This is a genomic window from Pseudoxanthomonas indica, from assembly GCF_900167565.1.
Lineage (GTDB): Bacteria > Pseudomonadota > Gammaproteobacteria > Xanthomonadales > Xanthomonadaceae > Pseudoxanthomonas_A > Pseudoxanthomonas_A indica.
In genome coordinates, this window is record NZ_FUZV01000001.1 from 1,530,136 (window position 1) to 1,556,510 (window position 26,375).

The 26,375-nt window shown below is 66.1% G+C and carries 17 protein-coding genes; 5 read left to right on the top strand and 12 right to left on the bottom strand.

The window, feature by feature from the left end:
* Positions 1 to 35 precede the first annotated feature (35 nt).
* Genes B5X78_RS07340 through B5X78_RS07355 form a run of 4 tightly spaced genes read right to left on the bottom strand, consistent with a single transcriptional unit; the run spans position 36 to position 6,085 of the window.
* A complete protein-coding gene (locus B5X78_RS07340; protein WP_079723768.1) occupies positions 36 to 2,678 on the bottom strand; it encodes a glycosyl hydrolase 115 family protein in 2,643 nt (880 codons plus the stop codon).
* A complete protein-coding gene (locus B5X78_RS07345; protein WP_079723769.1) occupies positions 2,675 to 3,538 on the bottom strand; it encodes an aldose 1-epimerase in 864 nt (287 codons plus the stop codon). Before B5X78_RS07345 ends, B5X78_RS07340 begins: the two co-directional genes overlap by 4 nt.
* Entirely contained in the window at positions 3,528 to 4,601 is a 1,074-nt protein-coding gene (locus B5X78_RS07350; RefSeq protein WP_079723770.1) for a glycoside hydrolase family 43 protein, read from the bottom strand. The genes B5X78_RS07345 and B5X78_RS07350 overlap by 11 nt, the downstream gene beginning before the upstream one ends.
* Entirely contained in the window at positions 4,598 to 6,085 is a 1,488-nt protein-coding gene (locus B5X78_RS07355) for an MFS transporter (protein WP_079723771.1), read from the bottom strand. The genes B5X78_RS07350 and B5X78_RS07355 overlap by 4 nt, the downstream gene beginning before the upstream one ends.
* A gap of 416 nt (positions 6,086 to 6,501) precedes the next feature.
* On the opposite strand from B5X78_RS07355, the gene B5X78_RS07360 reads away from it, so the two are divergent.
* From B5X78_RS07360 to B5X78_RS07370, 3 genes are all read left to right on the top strand, one after another.
* The gene (locus B5X78_RS07360) at positions 6,502 to 7,485 is read left to right on the top strand and encodes an endo-1,4-beta-xylanase (protein WP_079723772.1); all 984 of its coding nucleotides are present in this window, start codon (positions 6,502 to 6,504) and stop codon (positions 7,483 to 7,485) included.
* A 75-nt stretch (positions 7,486 to 7,560) separates the two neighbouring features.
* Positions 7,561 to 8,730, top strand: a complete 1,170-nt coding sequence (locus tag B5X78_RS07365) for an endo-1,4-beta-xylanase (RefSeq protein ID WP_308933136.1) — start codon at positions 7,561 to 7,563, stop codon at positions 8,728 to 8,730.
* A 51-nt stretch (positions 8,731 to 8,781) separates the two neighbouring features.
* The gene (locus B5X78_RS07370) at positions 8,782 to 9,870 is read left to right on the top strand and encodes an SMP-30/gluconolactonase/LRE family protein (RefSeq protein WP_079723774.1); all 1,089 of its coding nucleotides are present in this window, start codon (positions 8,782 to 8,784) and stop codon (positions 9,868 to 9,870) included.
* Positions 9,871 to 9,874: 4 nt separating this feature from the next.
* On the opposite strand, the gene B5X78_RS07375 is transcribed toward B5X78_RS07370, so the two are convergent.
* On the bottom strand, positions 9,875 to 11,569 hold the full coding sequence (locus B5X78_RS07375; protein WP_079723775.1) for a glycoside hydrolase family 43 protein: 1,695 nt from the start codon (positions 11,567 to 11,569) through the stop codon (positions 9,875 to 9,877).
* The gene (locus B5X78_RS07380; RefSeq protein ID WP_244898549.1) at positions 11,566 to 13,545 is read right to left on the bottom strand and encodes a sialate O-acetylesterase; all 1,980 of its coding nucleotides are present in this window, start codon (positions 13,543 to 13,545) and stop codon (positions 11,566 to 11,568) included. The genes B5X78_RS07375 and B5X78_RS07380 overlap by 4 nt, the downstream gene beginning before the upstream one ends.
* A 221-nt stretch (positions 13,546 to 13,766) precedes the next feature.
* Here B5X78_RS07380 and B5X78_RS07385 point away from each other — a divergent pair, with 221 nt between their 5' ends.
* A complete protein-coding gene (locus tag B5X78_RS07385; RefSeq protein ID WP_079723777.1) occupies positions 13,767 to 14,828 on the top strand; it encodes a LacI family DNA-binding transcriptional regulator in 1,062 nt (353 codons plus the stop codon).
* Positions 14,829 to 14,922: 94 nt separating this feature from the next.
* Here B5X78_RS07385 and xylA read toward each other — a convergent pair whose 3' ends face one another.
* From xylA to B5X78_RS07415, 6 genes are all read right to left on the bottom strand, one after another.
* Positions 14,923 to 16,257 (bottom strand): xylose isomerase, encoded by a 1,335-nt coding sequence (gene xylA, locus B5X78_RS07390; RefSeq protein ID WP_079723778.1) that lies wholly within the window; start codon positions 16,255 to 16,257, stop codon positions 14,923 to 14,925.
* A gap of 46 nt (positions 16,258 to 16,303) precedes the next feature.
* Positions 16,304 to 17,797, bottom strand: a complete 1,494-nt coding sequence (gene xylB / locus B5X78_RS07395) for a xylulokinase (protein WP_079723779.1) — start codon at positions 17,795 to 17,797, stop codon at positions 16,304 to 16,306.
* Between the two features lie 240 nt (positions 17,798 to 18,037).
* Complete coding sequence (locus B5X78_RS07400) at positions 18,038 to 19,558, bottom strand: tryptophan halogenase family protein (RefSeq protein ID WP_079723780.1); 1,521 nt, start codon at positions 19,556 to 19,558, stop codon at positions 18,038 to 18,040.
* A 9-nt stretch (positions 19,559 to 19,567) separates the two neighbouring features.
* A complete protein-coding gene (locus B5X78_RS07405; RefSeq protein ID WP_079723781.1) occupies positions 19,568 to 20,587 on the bottom strand; it encodes a cupin-like domain-containing protein in 1,020 nt (339 codons plus the stop codon).
* Between the two features lie 3 nt (positions 20,588 to 20,590).
* Positions 20,591 to 21,331, bottom strand: coding sequence for a SapC family protein (locus B5X78_RS07410; protein ID WP_079723782.1), 741 nt, complete (start codon positions 21,329 to 21,331; stop codon positions 20,591 to 20,593).
* A gap of 177 nt (positions 21,332 to 21,508) precedes the next feature.
* Entirely contained in the window at positions 21,509 to 24,682 is a 3,174-nt protein-coding gene (locus B5X78_RS07415) for a TonB-dependent receptor (RefSeq protein WP_079724465.1), read from the bottom strand.
* A gap of 564 nt (positions 24,683 to 25,246) precedes the next feature.
* Between B5X78_RS07415 and B5X78_RS07420 the strand changes: the two genes are divergently transcribed.
* Entirely contained in the window at positions 25,247 to 26,359 is a 1,113-nt protein-coding gene (locus B5X78_RS07420) for a LacI family DNA-binding transcriptional regulator (protein WP_079723783.1), read from the top strand.
* The last annotated feature ends 16 nt before the right edge of the window (positions 26,360 to 26,375 follow it).

A 26,375-nucleotide genomic window follows, 5' to 3' on the forward strand; every position in this document is an offset into this window, starting at 1 on the left:
TTCGCCGCCGTGAAGCGGCAGGACCGTCGCGCGGCCTATTCCCGCACGGCCTGCGACGCCGGTCGCGGATGGGAGGCCGGCAACGGCTGCCGGCTGACCACCAGCGTCTGCACGGGCAGGTTGTCGTCCAGCCGCCAGATCTTGAGGGTGTGGGGACCGGCGCTCACCTCGGGCAGGGTCAGCTGCAGCCGACGCAGGTTGTCCTCCACCGTGCGGTTCCAGTCGCGCTGTTCCTGCGTGGTGGCTTCGGTGGGCGCCGGCACCAGGCGACTGCCCAGCACGCTCATGGGGCCCTGGTCGATGGACACACCGATCCGCTGTTCACCGGCGCCGCTGACATCCAGCGTCGGCACCAGCAGCAGTTGCACGTGCAGGTCGCCTGCTCCGGCCAGCTCGAGGTCGTATTCCAGGCGCATGCCGTCCTGCTGCCGCGTCGGTGGCTGGCCTTGCGGCAGGCTGATGACCGCGTCGCTGCTGTGTCCCAGGTTCGGCACGACCTGCCACTGCAGGCCCGCCGCCGGAATGGCGCGGGCAAATTTCGCGGCTTCGATGACGAGAGGTGCATCCACTCCATTGCCGACCGAAGAGGTGCGATCGAGGGCGCTTGCGAACTCGACTTCGATGGGCGCAGTTCCCTGCGCAGCCACCCGTCGCACCAACGGCATCACGTCGTGATCGGGCTGCTGCCACCCGCTGTAGCCGATATGGGTCTGCGCCATCATGCCGTTCCACTTGCCGTCGCCGATGGCGTGGTACTCAGCCTTCAGTTCGGCGTCGCGCTGGAACGCCGCTTCCGCGCGATCGGCAAACGCGTTCGCTCGCGGATCACCCTGCGCTGCCAGCCGGCGGTTCCATGCCACCGCGTAGTACAGGCGATGAAGGTTGGCCAGCGCACGGATGGGATGTTCGACCAGTTGGAAGTACGCGGGAAGTTGCTCGTCGCGCAAGCCGGCGCGCACCTTCAGCAGGTCCTGTTCCAGCGTGTCCCATTCGGCCACCCTCGCGGCGAACTCGCCGCCGTCGAGCGCGTCTCCGTCGCGCGGCCTGCCGTCGGTGGCTCCCAGCGGAAAGCTATCCGCATCAATCAGTTCGGGCTTCCGGCGCGCGGCATATTGGCTGTAGCGGGTGAGCAAGGCTCCAATCGCCGGCCCCGCTTCGGCGCCGAACTGCGCGCCCGCCCAGTCGCGTGGAAAGGCGGCCATCGCCTCGACCGTCATCGCCTCCGGATTCCAGGCCTGGCGCAGGAAGAAGCTCAACGGAAATTCCATCGGCTTGATGTCGCCCACGTTGACCATCCACAGCGCGCGCGCACCGCGTGCATAGGCCAGGTCCATCTGCTGCCAGGTCTTTTCATTCTGGTTGGTGTTGAGCCATTTGTAGTTGCGCGGCAGGCCGACATAGTCGAAGTGGTAGTACACGCCGTAGCCACCGGCGCGCGGCTTGTCATCGGTGGGCAGGCGGCGGATCTGGCCCCAGTTGTCATCGGCGAACAGCAGGATGACGTCGTCCGGCACGCGCATGCCGTGGTCGTAGTAATCCTGCACTTCTTTGTACAGGGCCCAGACCTGCGGGGTTTCCCGCGCCGGCCTTCCGGTCACGTCGGCGATGATCGCACGCTGGTCGCTGACGATGGTTTCCAGCAGCTGCGTCGCGGTGCCTTCCTGCATCGCCTCGTCGCCATCGCCGCGCATGCCCACGGTGACCAGGCTGTCGTAAGCCTGGCCGTGGCCCTTGCTGACCATCCGTTCGATGCCGCCACGCCAGAAGGTGCGCAGGTGGGCCGCGTTGCTGCCGTAGTCCCATTTGCCGCCGGTGACGCCCTGCTCCGTATGGCGATGCCACTCGTCGTGCGCGCGGGTCATCGGCTCATGGTGGGAGGTGCCCATGACCACGCCCATCGCGTCGGCCAGGACGATGTTCTGCGGATCGTCGTCGTTGAACGCCTTGGGCGGCCACATCGCCGGCCACAAGGTATTGCCTTTCAGGCGCAGCAGCAGTTCGAACACATGCGCGTACATCCGTGCGTTGTAGCCACCAAAGTTCTGCTTGGCCCAGTCGCCGAAGGCCGGCTCTTCGTCATTGATGAAGAAGCCGCGATATTTCACCCGAGGGTGGTCGCCTGCGCTGCCGCCGACCAGGTAGACATTGCGCTGCAACCGCACCGGCACGTCGGCGAACCAGTGCCAGGGCGAGACGCCGATCTTTTCCGAGAGGTCATACAAACCGAACACGGCGCCACGCCGATCCGAACCCACCACGATCAGAGCGCGTTCGATACCGGGCACGGGCTGGTCGATCACGATCTGGCGGTAGCCTTCCCACTGCCCTGCCAGGTCGGCCACGGCCAGCTTGCGCGCCTTCACCAGTTGATCGATCAGCGCGCTCTGCCCGAGCACGCCCACGATCACGACACTGCCGCGCGCCTGGTGCATGTCCGCGATACGGCGCGCGGGCTGGCCGCCGACGCGCTGCAGGTCCGCGGCGAAACTTTCTGCGGCGTGCTGCACGGCCGGATCGGCCGTGGCCTCCACCACGACGTCCGCTGGCCGGCCCTCGGCGATGAGGGCGAAGCCACCCTCGACCCCCTGGAAGCAGGCCGCCAGCGGTTGATTGCATGCCTGCGCCGGAACCCGCCAGATCGAAAAGACGAACAGGCCGGCCAGCAGCAGTTTTTTCATGCGTCGGCTGAAGACCCGGGCTGACGCCAGTCGAACAGGAACTCCATCGCCAGCACCTCACCGGTCGCCAGCACGTGCGGGGTCAGGTTGAAGGCATCGGGCGGGCCGGTCTGCGGCTCGACGCAGGTCGCATGCGCGGGCGCGTCGTAGACCACCCAGTGCTGCTGGTCCGAGGTCAGTTGCAACCGCTGGTTTCCGCGCAGCAGCACCACCTCTGCGGGCCCGAGGAAGCAGTCGTCCCACGGGTGCAGGGGTGGCGGTGCCAGCGGCAGCGTGGCCATGCCGTGCGCGTCGCGCGGGTAGTACAGCGGGGCGTCGAAGATCAGCTGGTCGGGCTTGCGGAACCACGGATGCCAACCGATGACCGCCGGCATGGCCTGTTCACCCGCCTGCAATGACAGATGCAGGTGCAGCTGGCGATCGCGCAGGGTGAGGCGCTGGCGGGCGATGCCGCCGAACGGCCAGCCTGGATCCTGCGGCAGGTGCAGCGACAGTTCGGCGCTGTCATCGGTGCTGGCATCCAGCGTCCAAGGCAGCGCATAGCCCAGACCGTGCAGGGCGTGGGGCGGCATGTTGATCGGCAACTGCCAGTTGCGGCCTTCAAAGTGGAAGCGCCCTTCGCGGATGCGGCCGGCCCACGGCAACATGGGATAGCAGCCCCATTGGATCGCATCGAGGCGCCCGCTTTCGGGGCCGATCAACTGTTCGATGCCGTCGACGTGGATCTGCGCGATGCGGCCACCGGCCTGCGGTGCCAGATCCACCTGCAGATCGCCGGCTGCCAAGTGCACGAGTGGACCCACCGCTATCGGCGCCATCGCGTCGTAGCGCGGCGTTCCCGCGCGCGACTCACTCGCCATAGGGGTGGATCGTCTGGATGCGGCCGTTCGCGTCGTGATGCAGTTCGGTGACTTTGACTGTGCGCAAGTGGGTGACACCGCCGGAATGGAGGGAGTCGTGATAGTACAGGTACCACTTGCCGTCGAACTGGCAGATTGAGTGATGCGTCGTCCAGCCCAGCACCGGGGTCAGGATCACGCCTTGATAGTGGAAGGGACCATAGGGACTGTCGCCCACGGCGTAGCACAGCAGATGGGTGTTGCCGGTCGAATAGGAGAAGTAGTACTTGCCTGCGTACCGGTGCAGCCACGGGCCTTCAAAGAAGCGGCGCTCGTGATCGCCGGCCAGCAGCGGTTGCCCGTGTTCATCGAGGATCACTACTTCTCGGGTGGGCTCGGCCAGGGCTTTCATGTCCGCGCTCAATCGCGCTACCCGCGCGCCCAGCGCCGGCGCATCGGGCGGCGGTTCGACCTGCCGGGCGTCGTAGACGTTGTCGCGGTACTTCTGCAGCTGGCCACCCCACAAGCCGCCGAAGTACAGGTAGTACTCACCATCGTCGTCCGCGTACACCGCCGGATCAATCGAGTAGGCGCCGGCGATCGGTTCGGCTTCCGCGGTGAACGGCCCCTCCGGCCGGTCCGCGACCGCCACGCCGATATGGAACCGGTTGTCGGCGCGCTTGGCCGGAAAGTACAGGTAGGTGCGTCCGTCCTTGCTGGCCGCATCGGGCGCCCACATCTGCCGATCCGCCCACGGCACGTCGCGCACGTGCAGGGCCAGGCCACAGTCGCGCGCCGGCCCGGTGGGCGAGTCCTGGCACAGCACGTGGTAATCCTGCATGCCGAAATGGCCGCCTTCATCGTCGAACGGCGTGCCGGCATCGATGTCGTGCGACGGGTAGATGTAGACCTTGCCTTCGAACACATGCGCCGACGGATCGGCGGTGTAGAGGTGGGTCAGCAGCGGCGCGGAGATCTCGCGCGCCTTGAGCGCCTGGATTTGCTCGGCGCCGGGAAGGACTTCTGCTTCCGGTGGCGCCGCAGCGGCGGCGTCACCGGCGTCGGTGGCGGAGGGTGTCGTCATGCCGGGGCTCCGGACTGCAGGCGGCGTTGGTCAAGCTCGCGTTCGATGCGCTCTTCCATGCGCTTGTCGATTTTGTAGAAGAACAGCAGTCCGACCGCCACCAGGAAGGGCAGCGAGCAATACAGGCTCACGGTCATGCGGATGCCCTGCACGGCTTCTGGCGACTGGGTCGCAGCGCCGGCCTGGTAGCCGTAGTGCGCCAGGATGCCGGCGACCAGCGCGCCGCCCACGCTCAGACCGATCTTCAGTCCGCACAGCATCGCCGAGAAGATGATCGCGGTGGCACGGCGGCGGTTCTTCCACTCCGAGTAGTCCGCCACGTCGGCGATCATCGCCCACAGCAGCGGGATGGTGATGCCGTAGCTGAAACCGTGCAGCATGAAGGAGACGAAGATGACCCCGATGGTGGTGGGCGGGAACCAGAGGAACGCCAGCAGGAACAAGGTGGAAACAAACAACGCGCCGCCGAACACATCGCGTTTGCCGAAGCGATCCGCCAACGGGCGCGAGAAACCGATGCCCAGGATCATGCAGAGGATGCCGCCGGCATTGAACAGGCTGAAGGCCGAGGTGGGCGCGTCCTTGGGCCATTGGAATCCGGTCAGGCCGGCGCTGCTCAGCAGGCCGTTGAGACCGGCGATGAAGCGCTCGAAGCCGATGTCGTGCAGGAACGCGGCCAGCGCCGGCTCGCTGAGGTAGTACTGGAAGTAGTACACATACATGCCGCCCTTCAGCGCCAGGTTGATGAAGACCAGGATGGTCAGCGCCAGCATCAGCTGCCAGGGACGGTTGTGGATCAGATCGCGCAGATCCTGCATCACCCCGGACGATTGCTCGGCGGTGGGCACGATGCGCTCGCGCGTGGTGAAGAACGTGATCAGGAAGAACAGCGTGCCGACCACGGCAAACACGGTCATCACCTGCTCGAAGCCGCGCACGCGATCGCCCTCGCCCAGGATCAGCACCAGCGGCAGCAGCAGCGCCTGGATGATGAACTGCGCGATCATCACCGCCACGAAGCGATACGCCGACAGGCTGTTGCGCTGGGTCATGTTGCCGGTCAACACGCCGCTGAGGGCCGAGTACGGCAGGTTGTTGGAGGCGTACACGAACACCAGCAAGGTGTAGGTGGTGAACGCGTAGACCACCTTGCCGCGTTCGCCGAGCTCCGGCGTTGAGAATGCCAGCAGCGACAGCACGCCGAACGGAATGGCCGTCCACAGGATCCACGGGCGGAACTTGCCCCAACGGGTATTGGTGCGGTCGGCCAGGATGCCGATCAGCGGCGTGAAGACGAACGCACCCAGCAGGCCGACGATGAAGATGATCGTGGCGGCGGTGGCCGCCGGCAGCCGGTAGACATCGGTGTAGAAGAACGCCAGGTAGGTGATCAGCGTCTGGAAGATCAGGTTGGCCGCGAGATCGCCCAGGCTGTAGCCGAGTTTTTCGCGGACCGACAGGACTTCCGAAGCGGCATGGGACATGGGCGCGATGTTCCTGGAGTGGTGGTGCGGATTGCGCGGATTCTCGCTGGTCTGGCGGGCAGTGATGACGCGCGTGGAAGGAAAAGACGGCCCACCCGGCACACGAAGCGCCGGCATGGGCCGAGGAGGAACCGATGCGGCCGGGCACCCCGACCCGTTACGACTGAATGGTAGCGCTATCACTTTTGCCGGCGCACGCTGCGGAGCAACATGGCGGCGGGCGGTGGCGTAAGGCAGGCCAGCCAGTGGCCGGAATGGCGCGAAAGTAAGCGGAGTTTCCGGGTTTTCAGGGCCCTGCTGCGGTGCAGAAAGGCTCCCGGCCCGGCCTGTGATAATGATAGCGCTATCAACTCAACAGCGAGCACGGCCGCGGATTGCTCGATGGCCACCGCTCGGCTCCAGCCCCGGGGATCGCCATGCCCAAGCACGTTGCCCTCCTCCTTGCCGCCGCACTGTCGGTGCTGGCCGCGTCCGCATCGGCCGGTCCACTGGCCAAACACCAGCCGAAGTTTCTCGGCAGCGCCTATGGCGATGCACAGGCGCCCAGGTTCAACCGCTACTGGAACAAGGTGACGCCGGAAAATGCCGGCAAGTGGGGCGAAGTGGAAGCCGAGCGCGACCGCATGGACTGGTCGCAGCTGGATGCCCAGTACCACTACGCCAAGCAGCACGGCTTCCCCTTCCAGATGCACGTGATGATCTGGGGCAACCAGCAGCCGGAGTGGATCAAGACGCTGCCGGTGGCCGAGCAGCGCGAGGAAATCGAAGAATGGTTTGCCGCCGTGGCGACGCGCTACCCGCAGCTGGATTACGTGGAAGTGGTCAACGAGCCGCTCAATGATCCGCCAAGCAAGGATGACGAAGGTGGTGGCCACTACATCGCCGCGCTGGGCGGCAATGGCGCCACCGGCTGGGATTGGGTGATCGAGGCATTCCGCCTGGGCCGCCACTACTTCCCGCATTCGCGGTTGCTGATCAACGACTACAACATCACCAACAAGCCCGAGAACACCCGCACCTACCTGGAGATAATCGCCCTGCTGCAGAAGGAAAAGCTGGTCGACGGCGTCGGCGTGCAGGCGCATTCCTTCGCCACCACCACCGAATGGCCGATGGACATCCATCGCGCCAACCTGGATGCACTGGCCGCCACCGGCCTGCCGATCTACGTGACCGAGATGGACATCGATGGCCTCAGCGATGACGAGCAACTGGCCAGCTACCAGCGGGTGTTCCCGGTGTTCTGGGAACATCCCGGTGTGCGCGGGGTGACGATGTGGGGTTATCGCCCGGGCCTGTGGCGCGAGAAGGAAGGCGCGGCCCTATTGCGCGAGAACGGCCGCGAACGTCCGGCGATGAAATGGTTGCGCCGCTATGTGCGCACGACCTCGGTCAACTGACGCCGGGATGGCCGGAGGCTGCGTGCGATGACTTCTACTGCTTCCTGCCAGCGGCGCAGCGCCTGGGCCATCGTGATGCTCATGCTGCTGGCCGCACCACTGCACGCGCGCGACGCCGCGAACAGCCTGAAGGCGAGTTTCCGCGACGACTTCCTGGTCGGCGTGGCGGTGAACGACGACATCGTCCGTGGCCGCGACCCGGCCTCACTGAAACTGCTGGAGCGGCATTTCAACGCCATCACCGCCGAGAACGTCATGAAGGCCGAGGTGCTGCATCCACAGCAGGATCGCTGGGACTTCAGCGCCGCCGACGCCTTCGTGGAGTTTGGCCGCAAGCGCAGGCTGTTCGTGGTCGGGCACACGCTGGTCTGGCACAACCAGACCCCGGACTGGTTCTTCCGCGACGCCAACGGCCAGCCCAACCAGCGCGATGCGCAGATCGAGCGCATGCGCCAGTACATCGAGAAAGTGGCTGGACGCTATGCCGGCCGCGTCGACGCCTGGGACGTGGTCAACGAAGTGATCGACGACGACGGCAGCTACCGCGACACCAGCTGGGTGCGTGCGGTAGGCGATGGTGATCTGCTGGTGCAGCAGGCCTTCCGTTTTGCCCAGCAATACGCGCCCGGCACCGAGCTGTACTACAACGACTTCAACGCCTGGCGACCGGAGAAGCGCGACGGCATCGTGCGCATGGTCAGGAAGCTGCAGGCCGCGGGCATCCGCATCGACGGCATCGGCATGCAGGGGCATTGGGGCCTGAACTATCCAGCCACCGCCGATATCGAAGCCGCGATCGATGCCTACGCCGCACTCGGCCTGAAGGTGATGATTACCGAGCTGGATGTGGACGTGCTGCCACTGACCCGCGAAGGCCAGGTGATTGGCACGGTGATGGCGCACAAGCAGTTCCAGTTGCCGGAGTTCAAGCGCTACCTGGACCCTTATCAGCAGGGGCTGCCTGTCGAGGTGCAGCAGCGCCTGGCCGAACGCTACGCCGAGCTGTTCCGGATCTTCCACCGCAAGCGCGCTGTCATTGCGCGGGTGAGTCTGTGGGGCGTGCACGACGGCATGTCGTGGAAGAATGACTATCCAGTGCCCCATCGCACCAACCATCCGCTGCTGTTTGACCGCCAGCGCCAGCCCAAGCCGGCGCTGGCAGCGGTGCTGAGCGTGGCGACCGAATCCGCGACAACGTCGTCCAGCATCGCGGCGCCACCTCCCACCGTCGCCGCGACACCCTGAGTCGGCGCGTCGCGGTAGCATCTGCCTTCCCGTGTCTTCCGGTCATTCCTCATGCTGCGTATTCCGGTTCGCCTGCTGACCCTGAGCCTCACCGTCGCCTTACTGTCGTGCACGGCGAAGGAACCCACTGCGCCGACGACGTCACCGACGTCAGCGGAGAAACCGGAGACAGAGGCGGCGACGGAGACGAAGACGGAATCTCCGCTGCAGGCCTACCTGCCCGAGTTCCACCAGCAAATCGCAGCCGATGCCAAGGTCGAGCAGATCGCCGATGGTTTCACCTGGTCCGAAGGTCCCGCGTGGCTGGCCAACCAGCAGGCGCTGTTGTTCACCGACGTGCCCGCCAACACGCTCTATCGCTGGAGCCAGCGCGATGGCCTGCAGGTGCTGTTGAAGCCTTCCGGTTTCGTCGGCCAGGACGACGGCAGCCTGCGCGAGGCGGGCGCCAATGGCTTGTTCGCGGAACCTGCGGGCACGGTGCTGCTGGCCGACTCCGGCAATCGCCTGCTGGCGCGTCTTGACCCGGTCAGCAAGCAGAAGACCGTGCTCGCCGAGCGCTACCAGGGCAAGCGCTTCAACAGTCCCAACGATGCGGTGCGGCGCGCCGATGGGCGCATCTACTTCACCGATCCGCCGTATGGACTTGCTGGCATCGAGAAGTCGCCGCTGCGGGAGCTCGCTTTCAGCGGCGTGTTCCGGCTCGATCCGGACGGCAGCGTGCACCTGATCGAAGACGGCCTGCACTTCCCCAACGGCGTGGCGCTGTCACCGGACGGCAATACCCTGTACGTGGCCAACTCCGATCCGGATCAGCCGATCTGGATGGTGTACTCCTTGGACGCGAACGGCGCAGTAACCGCGCGGCGCGAACTGGCCAATGCGCGCGATCTGCTCGGCGAAGGAGTGGCCGGCCTGCCCGATGGCCTGACCGTCGCGGCAGACGGCACCTTGTTCGCCAGCGCCCCCGGTGGGCTGCTGGTGATGCGCGCCGATGGCACCCGCCTGGGCCGGCTGCTGACCGGCGCGGCGGTTTCGAATGCCGAGTTCGGCGACGACGGCACCCTGTACCTCACCTCGCACCAGCGCGTGCTGCGCGTGCCGGTGAAGGCGAAAGGCCAGGCGTCGCCGCCGCGCGACTGAGCCGTCACGGCTCGCGCTTGTTCCCGCTGGCCGCACGCAGGATCGCGTACGGCCCCAGCGAGGCGCCGACAAACCCGCCGGCCACGTCCGTGCTCAACACGCTGCCGTCGACGTCGCGCTGCAGCCATTGCGCGCCGTTGCCGAGGTCGAAGCCGAAGTCGTAGCGGCCACCGTCGGCGTTGATCAGCAACTGCACAATCGCGTGCCGGTCGATCGCCTGCGAGGCCAGCACCTGGCGGACGCCGCCACGGTTGCGTTCCAGATAGACCTCGCCGCGATCGCCACGTTGGCGTATGCCCAGCGCGTACCAGTACTGCTCGTTCTGGAAGGCCGCCAGGCCGGCGTCCACATTGGCCGATGGCCAGGCCATCTGGGTGCTGGCCTGGAAGCGCGTGTGCTGTTGCCGGCGCGCCAGGAAGTGCGGGTTGTGCAGCGTATCCAAACCGACTTCGCCCGCCTGCACGCTCAGCCAGCCGGGCGTGGACTGCAGATCCGCCCACGCGCGATCCGGCACGCGCACGAAGTACCACTCGGACTTCAGCGGGCGCGCGTCGAAGTCGTCACGCCAGCTGAAATTGCCGGTGGAGCTGCTCGCCGACGCCACCACGCCGGCTGGAGCGGGAACGATGTACGGAATCGTCTTGCCCGCGTCCAGGATCACCGGCCAGCCCTCGCGCCAGGTCACCGGCAACAGGAAGGTTTCGCGGCCGGTGTTGTAGTGCACGCGATCGTAATTGCGGCTGGCCAGGAACACCGCCCACCAGTCGCCACCCGGCGTCTGCACCAGATCCGCATGGCCGGCATTGGTCACCGGATGCGGGCGATCATCGGGCAGATCGCGCTGGGTCAGGATCGGGTTGTGCGCGTAAGGCGTGAACGGTGCATCGAGCGTGCGGCTGCGCAGCACCACCTGCGAATGCTGCGGACCGGTGCCGCCTTCGGCGCAGGTCAGGTAGTACCAGCCCTCGTGCTTGAACAGGTGCGGGCCTTCGATCCAGATGGGATTGGTGGAAGGATCCACGCCGCCATCCAGCAGCACGCGGCGCGGACCGGTCGGCTTGAGCGTGGCGAGGTCGATTTGCTGCATCCAGATCGCGCGATGACCGTCATAACGCGGTGCTGTGGCGGGCACGTCGTTGTTGATCAGCCAGGCGCGCCCGTCATCGTCGAAGAACAGCGAGGGATCAATACCCTCGACGCCCGGCAACCACACCGGATCCGACCAGGGGCCTGCCGGGTTGCGGGCGGTGGCGATGAAGTTGCCGCCGCTGTCCACCGCCGTGGTGACCACGTAGAACACCCCATCGTGATGGCTGATGGTCGGCGCAAACACACCGCGCGACACCGACAGGCCGTCGAAGTCCAGCTGCGAAGGGCGATCAATGACATGGCCCAGCAGCTTCCAGTTGACCAGGTCAGTGCTCTCGAACACCGGGATGCCCGGGAAGAAGGTGAAGCTGGAATTGACCAGGTAATAGCGATCGCCGACGCGGGTGATGGCGGGATCGGCGTGGAAGCCGGCCAGGATCGGATTGCGGTAGTGCCCGGACGGCAAAAGCGTTTCAAAGACCTCGTCCTGACCGCTGTACTGGAACCAGTCGAACTTCGCCACGGCCGGTTCCTGCGCCGGCAACGGCGACGCGGTGAATGTCATCAGCAGCAGGGCGGCGATGCGAACAACAGCCTGTGGCAGGGTCATCGTGTGTGTTCTCCCTTGATGGCGGAAGGCAACGGAACTTCGAATGGACCGGCCGGCAACCCCGACGCATCGAACAGGTTGCAGATCGGGTTGTCAGCCCAGCAGTAGCGCAAGCGGGTGGCGGCAATGCCTTCGGAGGCCGCAGCGGGTTCGTCAGTCGCCGCGGTGATCGGCACGATGAGCCGGTGATCGCGGATTGAACCGCGCGCATAACGGCAATGGCCCGTCGTGGCGCCGCAGAGCTGCAGGCCCATCACCTCCTCCGCGCCGTAGGTGATCAAGCGACCTTCCACGCCGTCGAAGTCGATCACGATGTCCTGCCCCACGCGCTGCACGCGCGCCGGCACCGGTCCGCTGGCGGAGGCGGCATCGGCGTACGCCACGTGCCGCGCCGCACGCGCCAGGCGGCGTCCGAGTTCCTGCTTGTTGCCTGGATGGATGTCGTAGCGATCACCGATATCGATGGCCACGACCAGGCCGCTGCGCGGATCCTCGTCGGCCACCTGGCGTTGCGCCTCACGCAGGCTGGCCCAGTCGCTGTCGCCGGCGGACTGTGGCGGCATGCCGAAGCCGGCGAGCTGGACGATCAGCCACGCCACATCGGTGCCGAAGCGACCGCGCCAGTCGCTGCGCAGCGCGCGCAACAGCGCGGCGTAGTGCGCGGCCTCGCCGGTGTTCGATTCGCCCTGGTACCAGAGCACGCCGCGCAGCCCCGGCGCGCCCAGTGGCGCGATCATTCCGTTGTAGAGCGTCGACATTCCGCCCGCCGTCTGCCAGGGCGCACGTGGCGGCGAAGCGAACTCCGCTGACATGCGCCGATAGCGCCACGCCTGCAGCGGCACCTGCGTGCCATCGGCCAGGCGCAGCCGGTGCCGGCTCGCCGGACCGGCCAGTCCGCCGTCGCGCCAGGTGTCCAGCACGTTGACCACCACCGCGTTCTCACCGGCATGCAGCAGTCCGGCCGGCAATCGGTACTCGCGATCACCGTCCGCACCATAGGTGCTGCCCACCGCGCGGCCGTTCACCCAGCTCATGTCGATCTCGTCGGCCGGCCCAAGCACCAGCACCGCGGCCTGCGCGGCCTGCTGCGCGCTCAGCTGCATGCTCGCGCGGTACCAGAGCATGCCGTTGAAGTCCGCCAGCGCCGGCACGCCCCAATGTTCCCATGCGCCCAGCGCATCCGGCGCCGGTTGCCAGTCGCCGGCCGGGATGCCGGTGACCGACCACGGCCTGTCATCGTGGGCGACGCCGGGCTGCCGACTCCACCAGCGTTGCCACAGTTGCCCCCAGTCGTTGATGGCGTCGATGGGATCGCGGGCGTAGCGATCCAGCACCGCCAGTTCTTCCTCGTAGCCGCCGACACGCTGCAGCGCCTGGCCACTCATCCACGCCTGGATGCGCGAGCCGCCCCAGGACGCGTGGATCAGGCCCATCGGAACACCGACGCTCTTCTGCAGCTCGCGCGCGAAGTAGTAACAGGCGGCGGAGAACTCGCGCACGCTGTCCGGCGTCACCGGCTGCCAGCGCACGTCTCGCGGCAAGCTGGCCAGAGGCGCCGCGGCGCCCTGCTGCGGCACGCTCAGCAGGCGGATATGGTCATTGCTGGCGCCGGCGATTTCCGAACGGGCATCGAGCGTGCGCCAGACCGGCAGTTCCATGTTCGACTGGCCGCTGCACAGCCAGACATCGCCGATCAACACATCGCCCGCGTGCTGTTCCTGCCCGTGGCTGCTGGCACTGAGCGTGTAGGGTCCGCCCGCCGGCAGCGCCGGCAGGCTGGCTTGCCACGCACCCTGGCTGTCCGCCCGGGCATCGGTGCGCCGGCCTGCCAGCTGCACGGCCACGCGCTGTCCCGGCTGCGCCTGACCCCAGACACGAATGGGCTGATCGCGCTGCAGCACCGCGTGATCCTGGAACAACGCATCCAGCAAGGCGGGGGCTGGCGCGGGCGTCTGCGCCATGGTTGGCGCGGCCATGAGCAACATCGCCATCGGCACCAGCCATGCGCCCAGCCGCCGAACTGCCGCGCGCCACGGGATCGCACCGCCAGCGTCGTGCGAGTGCAGGCTTGGCGGTACCATCGGGTCTGACAGTCGCACTGATTTGCTTGGGCGGCGCATTGGTTTCAACCCCCATGAAAACAACAGGCATCGCGGCCGAGCGGCCGACGGCCTGACGCAGACCAAAGGATCCGACCTTGGAAACCCCGAAGAAATCGGTCCGTCGCAAGAGCAGCAGCGTGACCATCGACGAGGTGGCCAAGCGCGCCGGCGTATCGCCGATGACGGTGTCGCGCGTGGTCAACGGCCAGGCGCGGGTACGCGAAGACACCCGCGAGCGCGTGCTGCGCGCGGTGCGCGAGCTGGACTACACGCCCAACCTGGCCGCCAGTTCGCTTGCCGCCGCCCAGCAGACCCGCATCGCCCTGATCTACACCAACCCCAGCGGCGCCTACCTGCGCGAACTGCTGGTAGGCGTGCTCCGTGTGGCCTCGCGCACGGCCATCCAGCTGGTGATCGACTACTGGGATGACCTCGACCCGGCTTCCGAACGCAAGGCCGCGCGGGCCCTGATCAAGCGTGCCGACGCGGTGATCCTGCCGCCGCCGCTGTGCGAATCGCGTGCGGCGATCAGCGAGTTCGTGCGCGCCGGCTTGCCGGCGGTGGCGATCTCCTCCGGGCGCTACAACGAGGATGTGTCGTGCGTGCGCATCGATGACTTCCGCGCCGGCAAGGAAATGGCCGAGTACCTGATCGAGAACGGCCACACCCGCATCGGCTTCATCAAGGGGCGGCCGGATCTGAGCGCCAGCATCCATCGCTACGACGGCTTTGTTGCCGCGCTCGGCGAGGCCGGCATCGCGATCGATCCGGCGCTCGTGCAACCCGGCGAGTTCACCTACCGCTCCGGCCTGAAGGCCACCGAGAAGCTGCTCACCCAGCGTCATCCGCCCACCGCAATCATCGCCAGCAATGACGACATGGGCGCGGCGGTCATTTCGGTGGCGCACCGGCGCGGGCTGGATGTGCCGCGGGATCTGTCGGTGGTCGGCTTTGATGACAGCTCGGCCGCCACCACCGTCTGGCCGGCCTTGACCACCATCCACCAGCCCATCGCCAGCATGGCCGGCACGGCGGTCGATGTGCTGCTGCGCGCCATCCGCCGCAACGATCCCGGCACGCGCGTGCTGGCCGATCACGTGGTGCCGCACCGCCTGGTGGTGCGCGATTCGGTGGCATCGCCGCCGCGGCGGCGATGAGAGTGGGCGACACCGGAGTGTCGCCCACCCTGGCTTGATGTCCACGCCCGCGGCGGGGAGAAGCGCGCGGGCATGGACGCCTGCCACCGCGGGATCAACGCAGCAGGTACTGGTTGATCAGATTCTCGTAACGCTCCTGCTTGCCGCTGATCTGTTTGGGCTCGCCGGCCTTGCTGGCCAGCGCATGCAGATCGGTCAGGGCCAGCTTGCCGTCGGCAAAGTCCTTGCCGGCGCCGCTGTCAAAGCTGGCATAGCGCTCCGTGCGCCACTTTTCCCAGGGTGAATCGTTGAGCAGCGCGTGCGCGACTTCCAGGCCGCGCGCAAACGAATCCATGCCACCGATGTGGGCGATGAACAGATCTTCCATGTCGGTGGATTCACGGCGCACCTTGGCGTCGAAGTTCAGGCCACCTTCCAGCCCGCCCTGGCGCAGCACCACCATCATCGCGCCGACGGTGTCGTACAGATCCACCGGGAACTGATCGGTATCCCAGCCGTTCTGCGCATTGCCACGGTTGGCGTCGATGCTGCCGAGCAGGCCGTGATCCGAGGCCACCTGCAGATCGTGTTCGAAGGTGTGGCCGGACAAGGTGGCATGGTTGGCTTCGATGTTGAGCTTGAAGTCCTTTTCCAGGCCGTGCTGCTGCAGGAAGCCGGCGACCGTGGCGCTGTCGAAGTCGTACTGGTGCTTCATCGGCTCCATCGGCTTGGGTTCGATCAGGAAGTTGCCCTTCAAACCGATGCTGCGGCCGTAGTCACGCGCCATGGTCAGGAAGCGGGCGAAATGATCCACCTCGCGCTTCATCTGCGTGTTGACCAACGAGGCATAGCCTTCGCGGCCGCCCCAGAACACGTAATGCTCGCCGCCCAGCTCGACCGTGGCGTCGAGCGCGTTCTTGACCTGCACCGCCGCGCGCGCGACCACGTTGAAGTCCGGGTTGGTCGATGCACCGTTCATGTAGCGCGGATGCGAGAACAGGTTGGCCGTACCCCACAGCAGCTTCATGCCGGTGGCGTCCTGGCGTTGCTTGGCCAGGCCCACCATGTGCTTGAGATTCTTCTCGTACTGGCCGATGTCGTCGGCGTCCGGCGCCAGATCGATATCGTGGAAGCACCAGTACGGCACGCCGAGCTTGGTGAATAGTTCAAAGGCCGCATCGACCTTGGCCTCGGCCGTGGCCATCGGCGCACCGGCTTCCCAGGGGAAATGGCGGGTGCCGGGGCCAAACGGATCGTGGCCGGCGTTGCAGAAGGTGTGCCAGTAGCAGACCGCGAACTTGAGGTGATCCTTCATCGACTTGCCGCCGATCTTCTTGTCGGCGTCATAGACCTTGAAGGCCAGGGGATTGTCGGAGCCGCGGCCCTCGAACGGGATGCGGCCGATGCCGGGGAAGTATTCCTTGGCGCCGATGAAGGGCTGCGTGCTCATGCGGGTAAGTCCTGTGTTGTTCGTTGTGTTCGGTTCGTGGGGAAACTCAGCCGCGATAGAGCGGCGTGACGGCCTGCAAGTGCTGCAGGAAGTGCTGGTACGACGCGCGATAGGCGGCGGCGCGGTCGGGATCGGGGGTGGCGGCCAACTGCGGATCGGTGGTGACGTGCCGATCGGCCAGTTCACGCAGCGTGGTCGTCTCGCCCTGCGCGTTGCCCAAGGCCCACAGCGCCTGCAAGGCGGCGCCCAGGGCAGCGCCCTCGCTCTGCTTCGGCGCTTCCACCGGCAGTTCGAAGATGTCGGCGACCATCTGCCGCCAGGCCGCGCTGTTGGCGCCGCCGCCGGTCAGCAGGATGCGATCGAAGCGCATGCCCGCGCGCACGAAGGCGTCGTAGCCGTACTTGAGGCTGTAGGTGGCGCCTTCCATCGCCGCGCGATAGAAGTGTGCCGGGCTCATGTTGTCGGTATCCATGCCGGCCAGCACGCCCTTGCCCAGCGGCAGATCCGGCGTGCGCTCGCCGGTGAGGAAGGGCAGCATCAACAGGCCATCGGCGCCGGGCGGCGTGGCCTGGATGTACACATCGCCTTCGCGCGTGCTGAAGCCGAACAGCTTGGCCACCTGCTCGGTGGCCACGGTGCAGTTCATCGTGCAGATCAGCGGCAACCAGCCACCGGTGGACGAGCAGAACGCCGCCCATGCACCGGCGTCATCGACGATCGGGCGATCCGCGTAGGCGAACAGCGTGCCCGAGGTGCCCAGGCTCATCGCCAGCCGGCCTTCGCTGACGCAGCCGGTACCGATCGCCGCCATCATGTTGTCGCCGCCGCCCACCGCCACCTTGACGGTGGTGGCAAGCCCCAGTTGCGCGGCGACCAGCGGCGCGATGTCGAACAGGGCATCCGGTTCGGCGATCGGTGGCAGGCAGGCCGACAGATCACGTTCGCCATCGGTGGCCTGCAGCAGTTCCTTCGACCATTGACGGGTACGCACATCGAGCCAGCCGGTACCGGAGGCATCGCCGTACTCGCAGAAGTACGCTCCGGTCAGGATGAAGTTGAGGTAGTCGTGCGGCAGCAGGATCTTGGCGAGCTTGGCGTACACCTCGGGTCGATGCTTGCGAGTCCACGGCAGCTTGGAGGCGGTATACCCGGCCAGGATCGGATTGCCGGCCAAGGCAATCGTCTGCGCCGCGCCACCGACGGCCTGCATGATCGCCGCGCATTCGGCGGTGGTGCTGGTGTCGTTCCACAGCTTGGCCGGCGCCAGCACGTGGCCCTGTGCATCGAGCGGAACAAAGCCGTGCTGCTGGCCGGATACCGCCAGCGCGGCCACCTGCGCGCGCACGGCCGGGTCGATGCGATCAAAGCAGGCCTGCATCGCATGCACCCAATCGGAGGGATGCTGCTCGCGGCTGCCGTCCTCGCCACTGATCAATTCCAGTGGTGCACTGGTGCTGGCCACCACGCTGCGCGCGGCGGCGTCGTACACCACCACCTTGACGCTTTGCGTGCCTGCATCGATGCCAGCAAAAAGACTCATGTCTACCCGTTCCCGTAATCAGGTTAGCGCTAACAATCGACTGTCCAAAAAAAGCCGTGCGCGCTTTTGGCGTCTCCAACGGCTGCTTCCCGGCGTCGTTCCCCAAGGATGCCGCCACTCTATACAGGACTGGCGCCGACTACATGCTGCGGCGCGGAATCCCTGCCATATCAAGATCTTGGCGGCGGTTTCCCGCGACGCAGCCGGCCGATAATCCCCCCACAAGCATGGCTATGGCGCTCATGCGCTGACCGTCCGCGGCCGCGATCCCCAGACCGCCGCGGGCGCCGCGCAGTAGCGGGTGATGAAATCCTGCTGCGAAGGCATCTTCGCCACCGCCCGCTGCAGCGGTTCGCGCACGCCGGTGAGGAAGCGCTGCAGCTCGGCATCCGGCAGCGCGCGCGCCAATGGATGCGCTTGTTCCGGCATCAGACCTTGCCCCCACATCACGTGCGTCCACGAATCCACGCGGAACAATTCGTTGGCGCCCTGCCAGGCATGCGCGCGTTCGCGCCAGGCGCGCAGGCGGATCGACAGCGAGTCGGGCAGCTCCATCTCGCGGCAGGCCTGCCACATCGGTTCATCGCGCTGGTTGGCGTGGTAATGCAGGATGATGAAGTCGCGCACATGCTCCATCTCCTTGCGGCTGGTCTCGTTGAACTGTTCGATCAACGCCGACGGCATGCCCTCATTGGGGAAGGCTTCGATCAAGCGCACGATCGCGGTCATCGACAGATGCAGGCTGGTGGATTCCAGCGGTTCGATGAAACCACTGGCCAGGCCCAGCGACACCACGTTCTTGTTCCAGGCTTTCAGGCGGCGGCCGCTGCGGAACGGCACGCGCCACGGATCCCGGATCGGCGGTGCACCCACGTCATGCAGCAACTTGGCCGTGGCTTCGTCATCGGACATGTGCTTGCTGGCGTACACCAGCCCGCAGCCGACGCGATGCTGCAGCGGGATATGCCAGCGCCAGCCGGCCTGGTGCGCAATCGCGCGCGTATACGGCACCGGCGGGCCCACTGGCTCGGTCTGCACCGCGACCGCGCGATCCGCCGGCAGCCACTGGTGCCAGTCCTCGTAGCCGGTCTTCAAGGTCTGCTCGATCAGCAGGCCGCGGAAGCCGGTGCAGTCGATGAACAGATCGCCCTCGATCACCTGATCATCTTCCAGCACCAGCGCCTGCACGAAACCGCTGTCCGGATGCTGGCGCACCTCGCGGATCTTGCCTTCGACCCGCTTCAGGCCATGGCTCTCGGCGCGCTGGCGCAGGAAACGCGCATACAGGCCTGCGTCCAGGTGATACGAATAATTGACCTGCGGCTGCTGCGGCAGATCGAAACGATCCTCGCGCGAGGCCAGCGTTTCCAGGCAGTAGTCGCCCAAATCCGAGGACATGCCGCGGCGCAGGCTGTCCAGCCAGAAATGATGGAAGGCGCAGACCAGCGTGCTCTGCCCGGTGATGCCGAACGGATGGATGTAGCGATCGCCGTGCCGGCGCCAGTTCTCGAACGAGATCGACAACTTGAACGTACCGGCCACCGCGCGCAGGAACTCCTGCTCGTCAATCTGCAGGAAGCGGTGGAAATTGCGGATCGGCGGCACGGTCGACTCGCCCACGCCCACCGTGCCGATCTGCTCGGATTCGAGCAGGGTGATGTCCAGCAGATCGCGGAACTGATGCGCCAGCGCCGCGCCGGCCAGCCAGCCGGCGGTGCCACCACCCGCAATCACCACCTTGCGTACCCTGCCCTGCTCCATGGTCCTTCCTCAGCGATTGAGTTTGCCGATCAACATGGCGCGCAACTGCCGCGCCATGGCTTCATCCACCGGCCCCAGCACGTTGCGTGCAGCGGGCGGCAGATGCGCGCCCGCCAGTTCGGCCGGCCCGAACACGTAGTAATCAAAGACTTCGCGCCAGGCCTGCTTCTCGCGCTCCGGCCGATCGCGCAGCGTCCACAGCGCCTGGTACAGCGCCTGCATCGGCGAAGGCAGATACGCGGGCACGCTGCTCCACCAGTAGTTCACCAGCACGTTGAACGGTTCCAGCCCCTGCACGTGATGCCACCACAGACTGGGCATGAAGATCGCATCGCCGGGTTCCAGCACCGCCGTGCGCGCGTGGGCCATGGCGTCGGCGAAGCGTGGATAGCGCTGCAGATCCGGCTGCGCGAAATCCACCACGCTCACCGCCTGTCCACCCGGCGTGGGTTCCAGCGGCCCCGGATACAGGTTGTGGATCTGCGCGGGCGGCAGCAGGGTGAAGCGGCGACGGCCGGCCACGCAGACCGCAATGTTGTTCAAGGCGTCGTAGTGGCACGACGCGGTGACGCGGTTGCCGATCCAGATGCTCGGCGGCGCCTGCACGCCCTGGCGCGCCAGATCCAGATCGTTGTCCGCGCGCATGCCGGGGAAGCGGCTGTCCACCAGCAACGAGGCCACGTAGTAGGTAGGCGGTTGCGCATCGTCGGCGTGCGCGCTGATCTCGGCCAGCACCTGATCCAGATGGCTGCGGCGAACTTCGCAGTTCAACGCACTGAAGTCCTCGCGGTAGAACGGACGGCCGGCAATCTCCGGCCCGCCCCAGGAATACGTCACCGGCTCGCCGTTGTAGTGCCGGCGCAGATAGTCCATCGATGACGCCATCGAATCCGCCGCGCGCACCAGGCCCCAGTCGCGCGCCAGGCCGCGCAGCACCACCGGTTCACCCGCCGCCAGCAACGTCTCCAGCGGCAAGCTGTCAGGCGTGCAGTCGGCCCGTTCGGGCAGCGGCGGCAAGGTGTCGAACATGCCTCAGGCCGCCTCCGCCTGGCGCAGCCGGCGCTGTTTCTCCGCCATCAGCCGGCGCAGGTTGTGCAGCGACGCCAGCAGCAAGTACACGCCTTCCAGATAGCCGCTGCGGTGCAGGCCGTGCAGCTGATCGGCATCCAGCGCCGCCAGCCGATCCCGATCGATGCCATGCAACCCCGCCAGGCTGACGCGATGTTGCGTGTCCAACTGCAATTCCAGATTCATTGGCTGGATCAGCCCGAGCGCGTCGTAGGCCGCGTACATGGCGGTCGCCGCCTCCAGGCCATCGCGCAGGCCGCGCAGCACGCCGCTGATGTGCTCCAGGTACGGCGAGTTGCCGCCGTGCGGCAGGAACACCGCCTCGCCTTCGCTGAAACTCACGCGCGGATGCTCCACATCCACATGGATGACCGGCTCGCGTCGCAGCTCGCCGTCGATGCGCTGCTCCTGGAAGCCGATCAGGAACGGCCCCTTGGCGATCGCGCCTGGCAGGTAGGCAGCGTTCCAGCGGCCGTCCTGCACGAACAGGTTCTCGTGCGCCTCGAAACCGAGCAGGGCCACCGCCTGCCAGTGCCCATCCTGGCGATCCTTGCGCAGGAAGATCGGATATTCGCGCTGCAGTTCGGCGAACTCGGTCGGGTAGGCGCTGACCATGCCGACGTCGTCGCCGTATTCGCGGCCAAAGCGGGTGACCACGCGCAGCTGCTGGTGCGCGACATTGTTGAGCAGTTCGTGTCTGGCCATGAAGTATTCGGAAAGACGTGGTTTGATTCGATTAGGCGCGTTATGCGCTTTTTGCCGCGGGAAGAAAAGGCACACCGCCGCAATCTCCGGCGTGACGAATCACCGGCGCCGGCAAAAGAAAGGGACCGCTGCCCCCGCAGCGGTCCCTGTCCCCCGGGATGACCCCTTGTTGCATCGTCAGAACTTGTAGCGCACGCCCACCATGTAACGCGGACTCTGGTCGACCAGCTTGATTACCTGCTTCTTGGAGCGGCCGTGCCAGCGCACGTCCTCGCCGGTGAAGTTGATGGCTTCAAAGCCCACCGACCAGGCATCGTTGAACGCGTAGTTCACGCTCAGGTCGAACTGCTTGTACTCCTCCACGTAGAACGGGTTGCGGTTGGAGCCGTTCTGGTTGGCCGCAATCAGGTACTCGTCACGCCAGTTCCAGGCCAGGCGCGCGGACCAGCCGTATTTTTCGTACATCAGCATCACGTTGGCGGTGTCGCTCAGGCCGAGCAGGGCGAACTGATCGCGCTCCAGCACGGTGTTGTCGAAGCCGACGTCGCCATTGACCTTGGTGTAGTTGGCGAACACGCCAAAGCCGGTGTCACCGAAGAAGTACTGGCCACCCACTTCCCAGCCGTGCAGCTTGGCCTTGTTCTGGTTGACCGGACGGTTGACGTCGAACAGGTACAGCGGGTCGTCCGCCTCGCCCACCAGGTCGTAGGTGTTTTCCATCGTCAGCACCTGCGCCGAGCTGCCGTCATAGGCATCCAGGCCGCCGGTGGCGCCTTCGTTGCGCAGCATCGCCAGTGCGGTGAACAGCGCGGTGTCGTTGGCCGAGCAGCCGGAGTCGACGTCGTTGCCGGCGGCGGTGACCTGATCCACGCAGGCCTGGCTGGTCAGGAAGTCCAGCGCCGCCTGCGCATCCGGGCCGGAGGTCGGATCGGTCAGGCCGTACAGGTTCTCGCGCACCACCGTGTTGCCGATGAAGTTGTCGACCGACTTGTTCCAGTACGTGGCCGAGATGTAGCTCGCATCGGCGAAGTACCACTCCAGCGCCAGATCGAAGTTGTTCGATTCCAGCGGCTGCAGGGCCGGGTTCTGCGCATCGCCGCCGGCGCGGGTGGACGGATTGACCAGGATCGAACCGGTGGGCTGGTTCGGGTTCGGGCCGGCGTACAGGTTGCCGTACGGCGGACGCGCGATGGTCTGGCTGAAGGACGCGCGCGCCTTCCACTCATCGGTCAGGTCGATGCTGAAGTCCAGGTTCGGCAGCAGGTAGCTGTAGCTGGTCTTCTCGCTGAAGGGCTGCACTTCGGCCGAACGCAGGATGCGGAAGTCGTTGTTGGCCTGCCACTGGATGGCATTGGGAATGGCCACCGCCGAGGTCGACACCACCTTGGTCCGCTCGTAACGCACGCCGATGCGGGTGTTGGTGGGCATGCCGCCCAACTCGCCCTGCAGTTCGATCTGCGCATAGGCCGCGCGGGTGTTCTCGCGGATTTCATTGTCGGCCGCCAACTGCGGATTGACCCGGTTGCTGGCGCCGTAGAAACCATTGGCCCAACGCGCCCCGGCGCTGGCATCGCCCATCCACGCACCCGGCGCCGCACCATTGGCGCTCCAGTCGTCGAACATGCCGATGATGCTGACCGGACGCAGCAGATCCTGCAGGCCCGGCTCGTTGCCGGTGTTGGCCACGCCCCAGTCGCCGAGCGTTGCGTACATTTCGGTCGCCTGCTGGCGATGCATGGTCACCTTCGACGAATCCAGGCCGAACGAGAAGCGGCCATTGTCGAAGTCCCACTCACCGTCGATGCGGCCCTGCTTGACCTCGGTTTCCTGCTTCTGCGAGTTGATGCGCAGCACCTGCGAACCAATCTGCTGGGCCGGGAAATCCGGGTTGACCACGCCATTGGTGTTGGCCACCGAATCCGCGGTGGTCGGATACCAGGTGCGCGACCCCAGCGGCAGGCCGTTGTTGAACTGCAGCACCTGCGCCCAGTTACCGCCGCAGTACGGGCCGTCGGTGCAGTTGTTGGTGCCGGCGATGGAGAAGTAGGTCGAGCCGCCGCCGGTCATCGGATCATTGGGCAGGCTGCTGGACTTGGTGCTGTGCGTATCGAACTTCAGGCGGAAGGTGTCGCTGACATCCCAGGCCGCATTGAAGCCCAGCGAGGACAGCTTGTACTTCTGCTCGTTGTGCTGCTGCTCGAAGCCGAAATCCTTGGTGCCCACGATATCGCGCAGGTAGACCGGCGTGGCCACCGCTTCGTTGGTGTCGAACACCAGGTCGGTGAAGCTGTTGGCGCGCTGCAGCCAGATGGTCTGCTCGCCGCGGTCTTCACTGATCTCGTTGGTCGAGTAGGTGTAGTCCAGGGTCAGGGTCAGGCTGTCGATCGGCGCGAACTGCAGCACCGCTTGGCCGTTGATGCGCTCGCGCTCGAAATCGGCGAAGGCATAGCGCAGGTCATTCGGCATCGCATACAGCTGGCCGATCTGCGGCGCGTTGACCAGGTTGGCGTCGGCGCGCAGGGCCGGATCGGTACCGGTCCAGCGCTGGATGTTCCAGGCGTTTTCCGTGGCCTGCACCGAACCGCCATGGCGCTTCTGGTAGCTGGCGCTCACGCCCACGCCCCAGACCTTGTCATCGGTGGTGTAGCTGAAAATGCCGGAGATTTCCGGGGTCAGATCGGTATCGAACGGCTGCGAGTCGTCGTACAGCGCCTTGACGCCGGCACTGGCCACCACGCCGGTGTGGTTGAACGGACGATCGGTCTGGATGTTGATGGTCGCGCCGATGCCGCCGCTGGGCACGGTCGCCTGGCCGGTCTTGTAGACCTCCAGCGCGCTGATCGCTTCGGACGCCAGCTGGGCGAAGTTGAACGCACGCGTGCCGCCGTCGACGCCGCCAATCGGCACCTGGCCCGGCGAACCAAACGCATCCGCGCCCGGAATCTGCCGGCCATTGAGGGTGACCATGTTGAACTGCGGGCCAAAGCCGCGTGCGGTGATCTGCGCGCCTTCGCCATCGCGGCGCTCGATCGAGATGCCGGTGATGCGCTGCAGCGATTCGGCCAGGTTGGTATCGGGGAACTTGCCGATGTCTTCGGCACTGATGGCGTCGACCACACCGGCCGAATCGCGCTTGATGCCCATCGACTGATTGAGGCTTCCGCGGATACCGGTGACCGTCACCGTATCCAGCGTGGTCGCGCTGGGCGTGCCCTGCGTGGCCTCCTGTTGCGCGGGCGCAGGGGCCGGCGCGGTAGCAGCGTCCTGTGCGAACGCCGGATTGATGACCAGGACACCACCCACGAAGGTGAACATGGCCCGGGACTTGAATCTTGCCAACTTGCGCGTCATCAGCGTGCCACTCATTTGCCTGCCCTCTGGTCTGATATTGAACGGCCCATCGCCCGACCCAGCCCGAGTCCATCCGCTTGCGCGACGGCCCTGGCCATGAAGCGTGCGTGGCATCGGTACCTGCACCCACTCATCTGGCTAACCCCCTCACTTCGATCGTTGAAACGATTCGCCCCCCCCAGGGCGCCCACGGGCCGTTACCGGCGTTCTTCCAGTCCAGGCGCAAAAGGCTCGCCTGTTTGCTGCTGCTGACTGCGCTGTCTGGTAGCGCTACCACAGATGGCGCGCAGACTAGTCACGCCGTCCGGGGTTTGTCACCATGCGCTGCAACAAAACTTTTACAACCTCGCAATTGCCGGGTTTTCCCGTGCAAAAGCGCCATTTCAGATGATTTGTTTCATCTGAAACCAGCGCCGACTGCGCAGGTAATGGGCGTATCGTTTTGGTAGCGTTACCGTCAATCGCGGCCCGGGGAAGCCGCGCGCAGATGCACTACCCGCGCCAAGGCGCGCGTCTGCCCTGATACTTGCCGGCCTCCCCCCAGGTCACGAATGCGGAAACGAGATGCCGACAAAGTCTGTCCGTCGTAAGGGACATGCCGTAACCATCGATCAAGTCGCCAGCCATGCAGGCGTGTCGCCGATGACGGTCTCACGCGTGGTCAATGGCCGTGGCACGGTACGCGACGACACCCGCGAGCGCGTGCAGCGCGCGGTGGCCGAACTGGGCTATCGCCCCAACCTCGCCGCCAGTTCGCTGGCCGCCGCGCAGCACACCTGCATCGCCCTCATCTACACCAATCCCAGCTCGGCGTATCTGCGCGAACTGCTGGTCGGCGCCTTGAACGGCTCCGGCCGCACCGCCGCGCAACTGGTCATCGCCACCTGGGACACGCTCGATGCCGAAGGCCAGCGCAATGCCGCGCGCGAGCTGGCCAAGAGCGTGGCCGGCGTGATCCTGCCGCCGCCGCTGTGCGAGTCCAAGCCGGTGATCCAGGAATTCGTACGCGCCGGCGTGGCGGTGGTGTCGATTGCCTCCGGCCAGTTCAGCCATGACATTTCCTGCGTGCGCATCGACGACTTTGCCGCCAGCAAGGAAGTCACCGCGCACCTGATCGCCAACGGCCATACGCGCATCGGCTACATCAAGGGCCACCCCAACCAGACCGCCAGCGAGCATCGCTACAAGGGTTTCAAGGAAGCGCTGGCCGAGGCCAAGCTGCCGCTGGAAGAAGGCCTGGTGGAACAGGGCTACTTCACTTATCGCTCGGGCCTGGATGCCGCCGAGCATCTGCTGGGCCTGGCCGATCGCCCCACCGCGATCGTCGCCAGCAACGACGACATGGCCGCCGCCGTGGTGTCGGTCGCGCACCGGCGCGGGCTGGACGTGCCGCATGATCTGTCGGTCGTCGGTTTCGATGACACCTCCGCCGCCACCACTGTGTGGCCGGAGCTGACCACCATCCACCAGCCGATTGCCTCGATGGCCGATGCCGCCATCGACATCCTGCTGCGCACGATTCGGCGCGAGGATCGCAAGTCGCGGGTGATCGTCAACCATGTGATCCCGCATCAGTTGGTGACGCGGGATTCGGTGGCAGAGCCGCAGGAAGAGATTGTCGCGGCGATCAAGCGGGCGCCGCGGGTGGCGAAGAAGGCGGTGGGGGCTCGGCGTTAGGAGCGCCCTCACCCCA